The 14,316-nt window shown below is 74.6% G+C and carries 12 protein-coding genes; 9 read left to right on the forward strand and 3 right to left on the reverse strand.

What is annotated here, in order from left to right; genetic code table 11:
- The first annotated feature begins 8 nt into the window (after positions 1–8).
- On the forward strand, positions 9–749 hold the full coding sequence (locus tag ACFYNO_RS30045) for a response regulator transcription factor (protein WP_388019506.1): 741 nt from the start codon (positions 9–11) through the stop codon (positions 747–749).
- The gene (locus ACFYNO_RS30050; protein ID WP_388019509.1) at positions 746–2,179 is read left to right on the forward strand and encodes an ATP-binding protein; all 1,434 of its coding nucleotides are present in this window, start codon (positions 746–748) and stop codon (positions 2,177–2,179) included. Before ACFYNO_RS30045 ends, ACFYNO_RS30050 begins: the two co-directional genes overlap by 4 nt.
- Positions 2,180–2,206: 27 nt before the next feature.
- On the opposite strand, the gene ACFYNO_RS30055 is transcribed toward ACFYNO_RS30050, so the two are convergent.
- Positions 2,207–3,175: a TAXI family TRAP transporter solute-binding subunit gene (locus ACFYNO_RS30055; protein WP_388019511.1), complete on the reverse strand. Its 969-nt coding sequence runs from the start codon at positions 3,173–3,175 to the stop codon at positions 2,207–2,209.
- A 120-nt stretch (positions 3,176–3,295) separates the two neighbouring features.
- On the opposite strand from ACFYNO_RS30055, the gene miaB reads away from it, so the two are divergent.
- Together miaB and ACFYNO_RS30065 are read left to right on the forward strand one after the other, a co-directional pair.
- Positions 3,296–4,786, forward strand: a complete 1,491-nt coding sequence (gene miaB / locus ACFYNO_RS30060) for a tRNA (N6-isopentenyl adenosine(37)-C2)-methylthiotransferase MiaB (RefSeq protein WP_388019514.1) — start codon at positions 3,296–3,298, stop codon at positions 4,784–4,786.
- Positions 4,787–4,821: 35 nt separating this feature from the next.
- The gene (locus ACFYNO_RS30065; RefSeq protein WP_388019517.1) at positions 4,822–5,520 is read left to right on the forward strand and encodes a class III extradiol dioxygenase subunit B-like domain-containing protein; all 699 of its coding nucleotides are present in this window, start codon (positions 4,822–4,824) and stop codon (positions 5,518–5,520) included.
- Positions 5,521–5,585: 65 nt separating this feature from the next.
- Here ACFYNO_RS30065 and ACFYNO_RS30070 read toward each other — a convergent pair whose 3' ends face one another.
- Positions 5,586–6,257, reverse strand: a complete 672-nt coding sequence (locus ACFYNO_RS30070) for an antitoxin (protein ID WP_388019520.1) — start codon at positions 6,255–6,257, stop codon at positions 5,586–5,588.
- 140 nt (positions 6,258–6,397) lie between these two features.
- Between ACFYNO_RS30070 and miaA the strand changes: the two genes are divergently transcribed.
- The 5 genes from miaA to hflX all read left to right on the forward strand — a co-directional run bounded on the left by miaA (position 6,398) and on the right by hflX (position 13,084).
- Positions 6,398–7,333, forward strand: a complete 936-nt coding sequence (gene miaA, locus ACFYNO_RS30075; protein ID WP_388019523.1) for a tRNA (adenosine(37)-N6)-dimethylallyltransferase MiaA — start codon at positions 6,398–6,400, stop codon at positions 7,331–7,333.
- Between the two features lie 253 nt (positions 7,334–7,586).
- Positions 7,587–8,087 carry a hypothetical protein gene (locus tag ACFYNO_RS30080; protein WP_388019526.1) on the forward strand — a complete coding sequence of 167 codons (501 nt, stop codon included), beginning with the start codon at positions 7,587–7,589 and terminating at the stop codon, positions 8,085–8,087.
- A 27-nt stretch (positions 8,088–8,114) separates the two neighbouring features.
- Entirely contained in the window at positions 8,115–8,978 is an 864-nt protein-coding gene (dapF, locus tag ACFYNO_RS30085; protein ID WP_388019529.1) for a diaminopimelate epimerase, read from the forward strand.
- A 178-nt stretch (positions 8,979–9,156) separates the two neighbouring features.
- Positions 9,157–11,541, forward strand: coding sequence for a RelA/SpoT family protein (locus ACFYNO_RS30090; RefSeq protein WP_388019532.1), 2,385 nt, complete (start codon positions 9,157–9,159; stop codon positions 11,539–11,541).
- A gap of 25 nt (positions 11,542–11,566) precedes the next feature.
- On the forward strand, positions 11,567–13,084 hold the full coding sequence (hflX, locus tag ACFYNO_RS30095; RefSeq protein ID WP_388019535.1) for a GTPase HflX: 1,518 nt from the start codon (positions 11,567–11,569) through the stop codon (positions 13,082–13,084).
- A 68-nt stretch (positions 13,085–13,152) separates the two neighbouring features.
- Here the strand turns inward: hflX and ACFYNO_RS30100 are convergent, their stop codons facing one another.
- Positions 13,153–14,313 (reverse strand): trypsin-like serine peptidase, encoded by a 1,161-nt coding sequence (locus tag ACFYNO_RS30100; protein ID WP_388019538.1) that lies wholly within the window; start codon positions 14,311–14,313, stop codon positions 13,153–13,155.
- Positions 14,314–14,316 lie beyond the last annotated feature (3 nt).

Below are 14,316 nucleotides of genomic sequence, written 5' to 3' on the forward strand. Positions count from 1 at the left end.
GACGCGCGATGCGGCTGCTCCTCGTCGAGGACGACGACCGGGTCGCTGCGGCGCTGGTCGCGGTGCTGAGCCGGCACGGGTTCCAGGTGCGGCACGCCCGCAGCGGCCACGAGGCGCTGGACGCCCTGGTGCCGGACGGCACCGAGCCCTACCGGGTGGTGCTGCTCGACCTGGGCCTGCCGGACCGGGACGGCTTCGAGGTGTGCAGCCGGATCCGGGCCGGCAGCGGCGTACCGGTGATCATGGTGACCGCCCGGGCCGACATCCGGTCCCGGATCCACGGCCTCAACCTGGGCGCCGACGACTACATCACCAAGCCCTACGACATGGGCGAGCTGCTGGCCCGGATCCACGCGGTGGCCCGCCGCTTCCAGCCCGCCCCCGCCGGCGGCCGCCCGGCCGGCGCCGAGGCCCCCGCCGAGCCCGGCTCGCTGGAGTCCTGGGGGATCAGCATCGACCGCGAGCGCCGCCGGGTCAGCGTGGACGGCCGCGAGGTGCCGCTCACCCGCAAGGAGTTCGACCTGCTGGCGCTGCTCGCGCAGAGCCCCGGCGTGGTCTACCGGCGCGAGCAGATCTTCAGCGAGGTCTGGCGCAGCGGCTGGGAGGGCAACGGCCGCACCCTGGAGGTGCACATCGGCTCGCTGCGCACCAAGCTCGCGCTGCCCGGCCTGGTGGAGGCGGTGCGCGGGGTCGGCTACCGGCTGATCCCGCAGTCGCCCGCCCCCGAGGGCGGCGAGCGCCGGGCATGAGGACCCGCCTGCTCGGCATCCTGCTGGCCCTGATGGCCGGGGTGCTCGCCGCCCTCGGGGTGCCGCTGGCGGGCTCGATGGCCCAGGCCGAGCAGAGCCGGGTGGTGGTGGACCGGATGGACGACGTCGCCCGGTTCGCCCAGGAGCTGCCCACCCAGGGCGTGCCGGACCGCGGCGCGGTCGGCTCCGACCCGTCCCGGCCGACCACCACCGACGCCGCCGCGCTGACCGCGCTGCACGACCAGGTGACCCGCTACCAGGAGCTCTACGGCATCCGGATCGGCATCTTCCTCGCCGACGGCCAGCCGCTGGCCGTGGCCCCGGTCGACTGGCGGCCGGTCGGCAGCAACGCCGTCACCGAGGTGATGCAGGAGGCCAGGGACGGCCGGCGCAGCCACAACCCGGCGCAGGTCTGGCCGTGGACCGACCAGCGGACCCTGCTGATCGGCTCGCCGGTGGTCCGCGACGGCGACGTGGTCGCCCTGGTGGTCACCGAGTCGCCGACCGGCGCGCTGCGCTCGCGGATCCTGCACCGCTGGCTCTGGCTGGGCGCCGGGGAGACCGGGGCGATGATCGTCGCGGTGCTGCTCGCGGTCCGGCTGACCGAGTGGGTGCTGCGCCCGGTGCGCACCCTGGACCGGGCCACCCACGACATCACCACCGGGCGGATGGGCGCCCGGGCGGTCTCCGCCGGCGGGCCGCCCGAGCTGCGCCGGCTGGCCGCCTCGTTCAACGAGATGGCCGACCACGTGGTGCTCGCCATGGACCAGCAGCGGGCCTTCGTCGCCGACGCCTCGCACCAGCTGCGCAATCCGCTGGCCGCGCTGATGCTGCGGGTGGAGCTGCTGGGCCTGGAACTGCCGGAGGGCCACGAGGAGGTGCTGATCGGGGTCCGCGAGGAGGGCGTGCGGCTGGCCCGGGTGCTGGACGACCTGCTCGGCCTGGCCACCGCCGAGGGCAGCCGGCCGACCCCGGAGCCGGTGGAGCTGACCGGGCTGGTGCTGGCCCGGGTGGACGCCTGGCAGCCGGTGGCGGCGCAGCGCGGCATCCGGCTGGGCGCCGGCACCCCGCCGCCGGCCCCGGCCTGGGCCGACCCGATCGCCTTCGGCAGCGCGCTGGACGCGGTGCTGGACAACGCGCTGAAGTTCAGCCCGGAGGGCGCGGAGGTGGCGGTCACCGTCCGGGCCGGCCGGGAGGAGGTCGCCGTCACCGTCCGGGACGGCGGGCCCGGCCTGACCGAGGAGGAGCTGGCCCGGGTCGGCGACCGTTTCTGGCGCAGCGGCCGGCACCAGAACGTGGACGGCTCCGGCCTGGGCCTGTCGATCGCCCGCACCCTGCTGCTGGCCGGCGGCGGCGCGCTGGACTTCGCCCCGGCCGAGCCGCACGGCCTGGCGGCGACCCTGCGGGTGCCGCGGGTCGAGCCGCGCTGACGGCGGGTCGGCGGCCCCGCCGACCCGTCAGGGTTTGACGGACCGGTAGTAGTTGGCCGCGCCGGTGTGCAGCGGCAGCGGCGCGGTGTAGACGGCGGTGCGCAGGTCGACCAGCTGGGCGGGGTGGACGGTGCTGCCGATGCCGTCCCGGCTGTCGATCACCGCCTTGGTCAGGCCCTCGACCAGCCGCGGGTCCGCGTCCTCCCGGGTGACCAGCAGGTTGGGCACCGCCATGGTGAGCACCGCCTTGGTGCCCGGGTAGACGTCCTCCGGCAGCACGGCGGTGCGGTAGGCGCTGGAGTCCGGGTACGCCTGGTGCAGTTTGTCGGTGAGGTCGCCGAGCGGCACGATCCGGATCGGGAAGGACTTCGCCAGGTCGGTCAGCGGGCTGGTGGGCAGGCCGCCGGACCAGAAGAAGGCGTCCACCGTGCCGTCGGCCAGCTCCTTGGTGGCGTCCAGCACCGGGAGCGGTTCGGGCACGATGTCGGTGTCCGGGTCGAGCCCGGCCACCGCGAGCACCCGCCGGGTCACCAGGTTCACCCCGGACAGCGACTGGCCCACCCCGACGTGCAGGCCGCGCAGGTCGGCCACCGACTGGACCCGGGACTTGGCCGGCACCACCAGCTGCAGGTAGTCGTCGTAGAGCCGGGCGATCGCCCGCAGCCGGGTCTGGCCGGAGAAGTCGGCGACCGCGTCGGCGGTGGCGAAGGCGAAGGCGTCCTGCCCGGAGGAGACCCGGTTGAGGTTGTCCACCGAGCCCTCGCTGGTGTCCAGCCGCAGGTTCAGCCCGGGCATCGAGTGGCGCAGGTAGTCGCGCAGCAGCTGCCCGTAGGTGTCGTAGACCCCGCCGGTCGCCCCGGTGGCGAAGCCCTCGGTGCCCCGCGGGTAGCCCGCCGAGCTGCCCGCGCCCAGCCACCAGCCGCCGAGCCCGCCGACCACCAGCAGCAGCGCGGCCAGCATCGGCCAGAGGCGGCGGCGGGCGGCGGACCAGGTCATGCCCGGATACTGCCAGGCCCGGCGGCCCGGCGGGAGGGGGCGGCACCGAACCGTTGCCGGGCGACCGGGAAACCCCGGCCTGGGCGCCCACCGGCTGCCCTTACCCTTGCTGATGTGGGTATGGGAGAGAGCTTGCGAACTTACAAGGTCGTCACGCACGGCTGCCAGATGAACGTGCACGACTCCGAGCGGCTGGCCGGGCTGCTGGAGGACGCCGGTTACGTGAAGGCCGACCGGGAGGGCGATCCCGACCTGGTGGTGTTCAACACCTGCGCGGTCCGGGAGAACGCCGACAACAAGCTGTACGGCAACCTCGGCCAGCTGGCGCCGGTCAAGTCCCGCCACAAGGAGATGCAGATCGCCGTCGGCGGCTGCCTGGCGCAGAAGGACCGCGACTCCATCGTGCGCCGGGCGCCCTGGGTCGACGTGGTCTTCGGCACCCACAACATCGGCCACCTGCCGGCGCTGCTGGAGCGGGCCCGGATCGAGCAGCAGGCCCAGGTGGAGATCCTGGAGTCGCTGGAGACCTTCCCGTCCACGCTCCCCACCCGCCGCGAGTCGGCCTACGCGGCCTGGGTCGCGATCTCGGTCGGCTGCAACAACACCTGCACCTTCTGCATCGTGCCCGCGCTGCGCGGCAAGGAGGAGGACCGCCGCCCCGGCGACGTGCTCTCCGAGATCGAGGCGCTGGTCGGCGAGGGCGTCATCGAGGTGACCCTGCTCGGCCAGAACGTCAACGCCTACGGCTCCGACCTGGGCGACCGGGAGGCCTTCTCCAAGCTGCTGCGCGCCTGCGGCCAGGTCGAGGGCCTGGAGCGGGTCCGCTTCACCTCCCCGCACCCGCGCGACTTCACCGACGACGTGATCGCCGCGATGGCCGAGACCCCGAACGTGATGCACCAGTTGCACATGCCGCTGCAGTCCGGCTCGGACACCGTGCTGCGGGCGATGAAGCGGTCCTACCGGCAGGAGCGCTTCCTCGGCATCATCCGCAAGGTCCGCGAGGCGATGCCGGACGCAGCGATCTCCACCGACATCATCGTGGGCTTCCCCGGCGAGACCGAGGAGGACTTCGAGCAGACCATGCACGTGGTCCGCGAGGCCCGGTTCACCAACGCCTTCACCTTCCAGTACTCCAAGCGCCCCGGCACCCCGGCCGCCGAGATGGACGGGCAGGTGCCGAAGGCCGTGGTGCAGGCGCGCTACGAGCGGCTGATCGCCCTCCAGGAGGAGATCTCCTGGGAGGAGAACAAGAAGCAGGTCGGCCGCCGGCTGGAGATCCTGGTCGCCGAGGGCGAGGGCAAGAAGGACGATCGCACCGACCGGCTCTCCGGCCGGGCGCCGGACAACCGGCTGGTCCACTTCACGCGGCCGAGCGAGCCGGTGCGCCCGGGCGACATGGTGTCCGTGGAGATCACCTACGCCGCCCCGCACCACCTGCTGGCCGAGGGCCCGGCGCTGGCCGTGCGCCGCACCCGGGCCGGGGACGCCTGGGAGAAGCGGAACGCCGCCCCGGCCGCCAAGCCCGCCGGGGTGATGCTCGGCCTGCCCGGCATCGGCGCCCCGGCGCCGGCCGCCCCGGCCGCGGGCCCGGGCTGCGGCTGCGACTGACACCGTGCCAGGGGGCGGCGGCTAGAGTGATCGGCATGTTGGTCGCCGCCGCCGTCTGCCCCTGTCCGCCGCTGTTGGTGCCCGAGGTCGCCTCGGGGGCCGCCGCCGAACTCGACGGGCTGCGGGCCGCCTGCGCCGAGGCGGTGGGCGCGCTGCTGGCCGCCGGGCCGGAGCTGCTGGTCGTGGTCGGCGACGGGCCGGAGGCCGAGGTCTGGACCGAGGGCGGGATCGGCTCCTTCCACCGGTTCGGCGTGGACCGGGTGGTCCGGCTGCCGGCCGGCGGGGTCGAGGGCCCGGAGCTGAGCCCGGCGCTCAGCGTCGGCGCCTGGCTGCTGGAGCAGTCCGGCACCCAGCTGCCCACGCACGCCTGCGCGGTGCCCGCCGACACCCCGGCGGACCGGCTGCTCGGCCTCGGCGAGGGCCTGGCCCAGCTGGCCGACCGGGTCGGGCTGCTGGTGGTCGGCGACGGCAGCGCCTGCCGCACCCTGAAGGCGCCGGGCTACCTGGACGAGCGGGCCGAGGGCTTCGACGCCGAGCTGGCCCGGGCACTGGGCGAGGCCGACACCGAGGCGCTGGCCGGGCTGGACGCCGGGCTCTGCCGCGAGCTGCAGGTGATCGGCCGGGCGCCCTGGCAGGTGCTGGCCGGCTCCGCCCGCGGGACCGGGCTCGGCGGCAAGCTGAGTTACGCCGAGGCGCCGTACGGCGTCGGGTACTTCGTGGCCACCTGGAGCTGAGCACCCCGGGGGCCCGCGGCGGCGGCGCGCTCGCGCACCGCCGCCGACGGCAACGCCGGGGCCGCTCAGCCCTGGGCGCCGTGCTCCGGCCCGTCCTGCTTCGGCTGCTCGCCCTCACCGTCGGCCGCAGGCTTGTCGGCGAAGCCGTCCACCGCGCCCTTGGCCTTCTCGGTGCCGGTGGCGATCTTGTCGCTGTACTTGCCCTTGGTCGCCTTGTCGATCGCGTCGCCGGCCTTGTCGACCAGCTCGTCGATCTTCTCGTTGTGCTGACCGGCCAGGTGGCTGGCCTTCTCCTTCAGCTCCTCGGCCTTGCCCTTGAGGTTGTCCATCAGGCCCATGGCTTCGTCTCCTGTGTCGGGCTGCTCGGGCCGCGCCGCGGCCGGGTCGGCCGGCGCCGCCTGCTGGGTCACCGCGTCCTCGGCCGGCGCGTCGTCCGTCACCACGTCGCCGGCCACCGCGGGCCGGCTCACCGCGGCGACCGCTGCGGCGAGCAGCTCGGCGACCTCGGGAGCCAGCCCATCCTGATCCTCTCCCGCGGCGGCCTGCGCAACCGCCGGATCGGCCGCCGTGTCGTCCGGGGCGGTCCGGGCGGCCGGTACCCCGGGCTCCGCCGGCGCGGCCTCGGGGTCGAGCACCGCCACGGCCCCGCCCCCGGCCACCGCCGCGGACGGCGCGCCCTCGGCGACGGTGTCCGGGGCGGTGGGCCGGCGACGGCGGAACCAGGTCAAAACACCCATATCTTCTCCCAACCTACGCGGTCTGCGGCCGCCCCGGACGGATTTCCGCCTGGAGCACCGCTCACCCGGGCAACGACCCGGATCGGAGCCGGTCACGTCCCCCGTTCGGGTGGGGCCGCCGGATTTGCGAGACTGGCGGGGTGAGCAGCTCCCTCCCCAGCGTCCCGGTGGTCTCGGTGGTCGGTGCCACCGCGGCCGGAAAGTCCGACCTCGCGGTGGCGATCGCCCGCGCCCTCGGCGGCGAGGTGATCAACACCGACTCGATGCAGCTCTACAAGGGCATGGACATCGGCACGGCCAAGCTGACCGAGGAGGAGCGCGGCGGCATCCCGCACCACCTGCTGGACGTCTGGGAGGTCACCGAGACCGCGAGCGTCGCCGAGTACCAGCGCCTGGCCCGGGCCGAGATCGACCGGCTGCTGGCCGCCGGCCGCCCGCCGGTGCTGGTCGGCGGCTCCGGCCTCTACGTCCGGGCGGCGATCGACGAGATGGAGTTCCCCGGCACCGACCCGGTGCTGCGGGCCCGGCTGGAGGCCGAGCTGGAGCAGGTCGGCCCGGCCGTGCTGCACGCCCGGCTGGCCGTGCAGGATCCGCCGGCCGCCGCCGCGATCCTGCCCAGCAACGGCCGACGGATCGTCCGTGCGCTGGAGGTGATCGAGCTGACCGGCCGGCCGTTCACCGCCAGCCTGCCGAGCAACACCGCGGTCTACCCGGCGGTGCAGATCGGCGTCGAGCTGCCCCGGGCCGAGCTGGACGAGCGGATCACCCTGCGGGTGGACCGGATGTGGCAGGCCGGGCTGCTGGCCGAGGTGCGGGAGCTGGAGGCGCGCGGGCTGCGCGACGGGCTGACGGCGGGTCGGGCGCTCGGCTACCAGCAGGTGCTGGCGCACTTCGCCGGCGAGTGCACCGAGGACGAGGCGCGCGCGGAGACGGTGCGCGCCACCAAGCGTTTCGCGCGCCGTCAGGAGTCCTGGTTCCGCCGGGACGACCGGATCCAGTGGTTCGCGCGCCCCGCCGGAGCCGACCCCGCCGAACTGCTGGAACGCTCGTTGGAGCTGATCGCCCGGACCGGCTGACGGCGGGTTCCGGCCGCCGCAGGGGCCCGAACCGGCCATCCGCACCTGCACCTGCTCAGGCAGCTGCAGGTGCACGGGGAAGCCGGGGTCACGGCCGGATCACGTGATGGCCACGGATCACCCGGGGACCCCGGGTCACGCGCTGTGAGCGCGTTGGGACATGCCATTATCGAGGCAAGAGGGGAACGGTCGCGCGGGCCGTGCCCGCCGCCCGCGAGTCCCGCACTCGTGTCGAACTGTCAGGGGAGGCCGCGTGTCCACGGGTCCCGGCCCCGAGACCGAGCAGTTCACCGACTCGTCCCACGACTACGCGCTGGCCGACCGGCTGCTGCCCGAGGAGGCGTTCGTGCTGCCCTCCGCCGTGCTGCCGCCGCTCGAAGCGGACAGCCCGCTCGCCCTGCCGGCGGAGCGGGTGGTGCTGGAGCGGGAGATCCGGCCGCGCCGCCGGCTGCGCTGGTGGCAGCTGCTGCCGATCGTGCTGATCGGGGCGCTCGGCTCGCTGATGTTCGCCTTCCCGCTCGCCTTCGGCTCGGTGGACGGCGGCTCGATGGTGGCCATGCTGGGCCTGCTGTTCTCCTCCGCCTCGGTCGGCTGGGGCGCGATGGCCGCCCGCCGGGCCGGCTACCACTGGCCCGGGCTGCCCCGCCGCGACTCCGGCCGCCGGGCCGGCTGGCAGGCCATCGCGGTCTACACCCTGATCGCCTGCACCGCCTTCGGGCTGGCCGTCTGGCGGGTCGTCCAGCTGCGCGGCTGAGCCGGGCGGATCAGTACCATCGGCAGCGTGAGCGCACCCATTCCCTTCCTCAAGGGCCACGGCACCGAGAACGACTTCGTCATCGTCCCGGACCCGGACGGCCTGCTGGACCTCGGCCCGGCCGCGGTGGCCCGGCTCTGCGACCGCCGGGCCGGCATCGGCGGCGACGGCCTGCTCAGGGTGGTCCGCTCGGCGAAGGACCCGGCCGCGGTCGGGCTGGCCGACCGGGCCGAGTGGTTCATGGACTACCGCAACGCCGACGGCAGCATCGCCGAGATGTGCGGCAACGGGGTCCGGGTCTTCGCCCGCTACCTGGTCCGGGCCGGCCTGGCCGAGCCCGGCTCCTTCGCGGTGGCCACCCGGGCCGGGCTGCGCGAGGTCTCGCTCGGCGCGACCGGCGAGGTCACGGTGGACATGGGCCGGGCGGTGCTGCCCGGGCCCGAGGGCATCGAGGTGACGGTGGGGGAGCGCAGCTGGCCGGCCCGCAACGTCAACATGGGCAACCCGCACGCGGTGGCCTTCGTCGAGGACCTGGCGCACGCCGGCAAGCTCTACGAGGCGCCCGCGGTCACCCCGGCCGCGGCCTACCCGGACGGCGTCAACGTCGAGTTCGTGGTGGACCGCGGCGAGCGGCACGTGGCGATGCGGGTGCACGAGCGCGGCTCCGGCGAGACCCGCTCCTGCGGCACCGGCACCTGCGCGGTCGCGGTGGCGGCGGCCCGCCGGGACGGGCTGGACCCGGCGGTCACCGGCGAGCCGGTGGGCTATACCGTGGACGTGCCCGGCGGCCGGCTGCGGATCACCGAGCACCCGGACGGGCGGATCGAGATGACCGGCCCCGCCGTGCTGGTGGCCAGCGGCACCATCGACCCGGAGTGGCTGGCGGGCTGACCCGCCGTCAGGGCTGCCGCGCCCGGCCCCCCTTGCCCGTTCGACTCCCGGCCGAATCCCCCCGTTCGAGTGATCCCGTACACAGAGCGGAAGCGGGGGCTCGCGGAACGTGGTCTGCTCGGTAGCATGGACCACCGGGGCAGCCCGCGCTCCGGTGCCCGCGCTGCCGGAGGTTGCCATGACCGTCGAAACCGGCCGGCCCACCGGCCAGCCCGCCCCGAAGTCAGCCGCTGATCCGTCACCCGCCGCCCGATCGCCCGCGGCTGACGCCCCGTCGAGCCAGGTCGCGCCGCCGCAGACCCGGCGGCTGCTGGGCAGGGCGGCGCTCGGCCGGGCCGGCCGGGCCGCCCTGCTGGCCACCGGCCGGCCGCCGGTGCCGGACGCGATCGAACCGATCGTCCAGGTGCACCGCCGGCACCATCCCGGCGCCGACCTGGCCCTGCTCGGCCGCGCCTACCGGCTGGCCGAGGCCAGCCACCGCGGTCAGAAGCGCAAGAGCGGCGAGCCCTACATCACCCACCCGCTGGCGGTCACCCTGATCCTGGCCCAGCTCGGCGCCGAGACCACCACCCTGGTCGCCTCGCTGCTGCACGACACCGTCGAGGACACCGAGGTGACGCTGGACCAGGTGGCCGCCGACTTCGGCCCCGAGGTCGCCTATCTGGTGGACGGCGTCACCAAGCTGGAGAAGGTGGACTTCGGTGCCGCCGCCGAGGCCGAAACGTTCCGCAAGATGCTGGTCGCCACCGGGGACGACGTCCGGGTGATGGTGATCAAGCTGGCCGACCGGCTGCACAACATGCGCACCATCCGGCACATGAAGCCGGCCAGCCAGGTGCGGATCGCCAAGGTCACCCGGGACGTGCTGATCCCGCTGGCCGAGCGGCTGGGGATCCAGGTGGTGAAGACCGAGCTGGAGGACATCGTCTTCGCCACCCTGCACCCCGAGGAGTACGCCAGGACCACGGCGCTGATCGCCGCCGGGGAGCCGGCCATGGCCGGGCTGTTCGAGCCGTTCGCCCGGGTGCTCGGCCGCCAGCTGGCCGAGTCCGGGGTGCCGGCCGAGGTCTCGGTGCGGCCCCGGCACGGCGTCTCGGTGCACCGGGTGCTGCTGCGCCGGGGCGAGGGCGGCCGGGCCGGTGCGGCGCACCCGGCGGACCTGGGCCGGCTGCTGGTGGTGGTCGAGGAGCCCGCCGACTGCTACGCCGTGCTCGGCGAGCTGCACACCTGCTGGACCCCGCTGCCGGGCGAGTTCAAGGACTTCGTGGCCGCCCCCAAGTTCAACCTCTACCAGTCGCTGCACACCGCCGTCTCGGTCGACGGCACGGTGATCGAGGTGCTGGTCCGCACCCCGCGGATGCACCGGGTGGCCGAGTTCGGCGTGGTCGCGCTGGGCAGCCCGCAGGCCGTCGGCGAGCCCGGCGGCCGGGAGGAGGCGGACGGCACCGACCCGGCCCGGCCCGGCTGGCTGAGCCGGCTGCTGGAATGGCAGCAGGAGACCCCGGACCCGGACGCCTTCTGGTCCACCCTGACCGCCGACCTCTCGGACGACCGGGAGATCACCGCCGTCACCGAGGAGGGCGCCACCCTGGTGCTGCCCTCCGGCGCCAGCTGTGTGGACGCCGCCTACCAGCTCGGCGAGGAGATCGGCCACCGCTGCATCGGGGCCAGGGTGAACGGGCGGCTGGTGGCGCTCTCCACCACGCTGGCCGACGGCGACGTGCTGGGCATCCTCACCGAGCCGCCCGGCCGGCCCGGCGGGCCCGAGCCCTCCGGCCCCAGCCCGCAGTGGCTGGACCACGCCCGCACCCCCGGCGCCCGGATCGCCATCGAGCGCTGGCTGGCCGGCCACCCCGCCGAGCCTGCCGGGCCCGCCGAGCCGGCCCCGCCGGCCGAGCCGCCCGCCCGGGCCCAGCCGGTCCGCCCGGCCCGGACCCCCGGCGGCCGGGCCCGGCTGGTGATCGCCCCCGGCCACCCCGGGGCCGCCGTCCGGCTGGCCCGCTGCTGCACCCCGGTCCCACCGGACCGGGTGACCGGCTTCCACGTGCGCGGCGGCTCCATCGCGGTGCACCGGGCCGACTGTCCCACCGGTGAGCGGATGCGCGGCGACGGGCGCGGCCCGGTGCAGCTGGAGTGGTCGCCGGACGCGGCGGCGCCCAGCGACCGGGCGCCCGCGGGCTTCCGGGTCACCCTGCAGGCCGAGGCGCTGAACCGGCCCGGACTGCTCGCCGACCTGACCGCCGCGATGTCCGCCACCGGCCTGGACATCGTCTCCGCCGTGGTCGAACCGCCCGAGCAGCTGCGGGTCCGGCACACCTACACGGTCGAACTGCCGGACGCCGCCACCCTGCCGGTGGTGATGCGGGCGATGCTCCGGGTCTCCGGCGTCTACGACGTGCGCCGGCCCGGCCTGGAGGCCCCGCGCCCGCCCCGGCTGCGCCCGCACCCCCGTTCCGCCGCAAATGCTGATGACCAGGGGGCGGCCCACGTGCGACCATCGTGGGGAATGCGGGAACGCTCCACCCCGTTGGATCCGGTGGACGGAGCGGAAGACCGCCGTTAACATCCCCGAGTTTTCTAAGGACACGATGACCTCCACGTTCGAAGACCGCGAAACTTCCAGCGAGACCGCCGGCCGCAGTGCCCGCCGTCCCGCTGACCTCCGGGCCGAAGCGCTGATGGACGAGGACCTCGCGGTGATCGACGAGGACTTCGGCACCGGGTTCGACGGCGAGCAGTACGACCGCAGCGAGCGCGCCGCGCTGCGCCGCGTGGCCGGCCTCTCCACCGAGCTCCAGGACGTCACCGAGGTCGAGTACCGGCAGCTGCGCCTGGAGCGCGTGGTGCTGGTCGGCGTCTGGACCGACGGGACGGTCGAGGAGGCGGAGAACTCGCTGGCCGAGCTGGCCGCGCTCGCCGAGACGGCCGGCTCCGAGGTGCTGGACGGTGTGATCCAGCGCCGCGACAAGCCCGACGCGGCCACCTACATCGGCTCCGGCAAGGCCCTGGAACTGCGCGACATCGTCGCGAGCTCCGGCGCCGACACCGTGGTCTGCGACGGTGAGCTCACCCCGGGCCAGCTGATCCACCTGGAGGACGTCGTCAAGGTCAAGGTGGTCGACCGGACCGCCCTGATCCTGGACATCTTCGCCCAGCACGCCAAGAGCCGGGAGGGCAAGGCGCAGGTCTCGCTCGCCCAGATGCAGTACATGCTGCCCAGGCTCCGAGGCTGGGGCCAGTCGCTCTCCCGGCAGATGGGTGGTGGTGGCTCCGGCACCTCCGGCGGCGGTATGGCCACCCGTGGTCCCGGTGAGACCAAGATCGAGACCGACCGGCGCCGGATCCGCGAGAAGATGGCGAAGCTCCGCAAGGAGATCGCCGAGATGAAGAAGGGCCGGGACACCAAGCGCCAGGAGCGCCGGCGCCACCAGGTGCCCTCGGTCGCCATCGCGGGCTACACCAATGCCGGCAAGTCCTCGCTGCTCAACCGGCTCACCGGTGCCGGGGTGCTGGTGGAGAACGCGCTGTTCGCCACCCTGGACCCGACCGTGCGCCGGGCCCAGACCCCGAGCGGGCGGCTCTACACGCTGGCCGACACGGTCGGTTTCGTCCGGCACCTGCCGCACCACCTGGTCGAGGCGTTCCGCTCGACCATGGAGGAGGTCGGCGACGCGGACCTGATCCTGCACGTGGTGGACGGCTCGCACCCCGAGCCGGAGACCCAGCTGGCCGCCGTGCGCGAGGTGATCACCTCGGTCGACGCGCAGAACGTGCCGGAGATCGTGGTGATCAACAAGGCCGACGCCGCCGACCCGCACGTGCTGCAGCGGCTGCTGCGCCGCGAGCCGCACGCCATCGTGGTCTCGGCCCGCACCGGCGCGGGCATCGAGGAGCTGCTCAAGCTGATCGACGAGGAGCTGCCCCGCCCGGCCGTCGAGGTGCACGCGCTGGTCCCCTACACCCGCGGCGACCTGGTCTCCCGGGTGCACGCCGAGGGCGAGCTGATCGGCACCGAGCACACCGGCGAGGGCACCCTGGTGCACGCCAAGGTGGCGGCCGAGCTGGCCGCCGAGCTGGAGCGGTTCGCGGTGGCCGTCCAGCGCTGACCGTCCGCGGTACGCGCGCACGAGGGCCCGGCCCCCCGCCAGGGGAGCCGGGCCCTCGTCGTCCCCCGTTACGGCTGCGGGAGCTGGGTCATCTCCTGGAACATGCTCTGCGCCTGGTCGTCCAGCTCGGGCCCGGCCAGCCAGGCCGACGGGTTCGGGCCGATCGAGGTGTTGGACACCAGCGCCGCCTTGCCGTCCGGCCCCGGGGCCAGCCAGCCGCCGCCGCTTGAGCCGCCGGTCATGGTGCAGCCGATGGTCAGCATGGTCGGCCGGGTGTCGTCGAAGGAGAGCCGGCTCGGGCGGCCGCCGTCGCAGTACTCCAGCTCCTGGCCGTTGAACGGCGGGGCGGCCGGGAAGCCGTAGGCGGTCAGCGCGGTGATCTTGTCACGCGGGGCGTTGAACCAGACGGGCACCGAGCCGCCGACCGTCTCCTCCAGCGACTTGCCGGGCATGTCCGGGTTGCTCACCTGGATGATGCCGGAGTCGTACTGGCTGACCGGGCCGCCGGTCTCGCCGCCCTCCTCCACCCACTGCGGGGCGACCAGCGCGTAGTCCGCCCACCAGCGGCCGTACGGTGCGACCTGCTGCAGGGTCGGCTGCTTGCCGTTGCTCGCCGCGCCGGAGCGGTTGTACGAGGGGATGAAGGCGATGTTCTTCAGCCAGTCGCCGCCCTTGCCGCCGTGCAGGCAGTGGCTGGCGGTCCATACCAGGTTGCTCTTGCCCGGGTGCTGCGGGTCGGAGACCACGGTGCCCGAGCAGACGTAGGTGCCCTGCGGGCTCTTCATGAAGAGCTTGCCGAAGACCGCCATGTTGTTGGTGTAGGGGTGCTTCTCGCCGACCGCCTGCACGGCGCCGGGCAGCGGGTCGTTCTGCGAGTCGTCGGTGCCCATCTTGGCGCTGGGCTTCATCGCCTCGGCCGGGGTGGCCTTGTTCATCGAGTCCACCGTCCAGAGGTCCTTGACGATGTCGTTCTTGAGCGGGTGCTGCTTGGCCCAGTTCGCCCAGTCGGCGGGCTTCCAGTTCTTCAGCGCCTGCAGGCTGGACGGCAGGTTCAGGCCCGGCTTGCCGGCGGCCGAGGCGGAGGCGGAGACGGACGCGGCCGCCGAGGGGGCGGCCGAGGCGGCGTCGCCGGTCTTCGGCGGATCGTCCGGACCGCAGGCGGCGGTGGTGAGGGCGAGCGCGGCCAGGGCGGCGGCCGCGCCGAGGCGGCGGGATATCCGGTGTGACATGTG

It is taken from the genome of Kitasatospora sp. NPDC006697 (genome assembly GCF_042869935.1).
Taxonomy (GTDB): Bacteria; Actinomycetota; Actinomycetes; order Streptomycetales; family Streptomycetaceae; genus Kitasatospora.

Coding starts and splice junctions, on each gene's coding strand:
- ACFYNO_RS30055 (WP_388019511.1), bottom strand. CDS start 3,175: ATGACCTGGTCCGCCGCCCGCCGCCGCCTCTGGCCGATGCTGGCCGCG.
- hflX (WP_388019535.1), top strand. CDS start 11,567: ATGACCTCCACGTTCGAAGACCGCGAAACTTCCAGCGAGACCGCCGGC.
- ACFYNO_RS30100 (WP_388019538.1), bottom strand. CDS start 14,313: ATGTCACACCGGATATCCCGCCGCCTCGGCGCGGCCGCCGCCCTGGCC.
- ACFYNO_RS30045 (WP_388019506.1), top strand. CDS start 9: ATGCGGCTGCTCCTCGTCGAGGACGACGACCGGGTCGCTGCGGCGCTG.
- ACFYNO_RS30050 (WP_388019509.1), top strand. CDS start 746: ATGAGGACCCGCCTGCTCGGCATCCTGCTGGCCCTGATGGCCGGGGTG.
- ACFYNO_RS30070 (WP_388019520.1), bottom strand. CDS start 6,257: ATGGGTGTTTTGACCTGGTTCCGCCGTCGCCGGCCCACCGCCCCGGAC.
- ACFYNO_RS30065 (WP_388019517.1), top strand. CDS start 4,822: ATGTTGGTCGCCGCCGCCGTCTGCCCCTGTCCGCCGCTGTTGGTGCCC.
- ACFYNO_RS30090 (WP_388019532.1), top strand. CDS start 9,157: ATGACCGTCGAAACCGGCCGGCCCACCGGCCAGCCCGCCCCGAAGTCA.
- miaB (WP_388019514.1), top strand. CDS start 3,296: ATGGGAGAGAGCTTGCGAACTTACAAGGTCGTCACGCACGGCTGCCAG.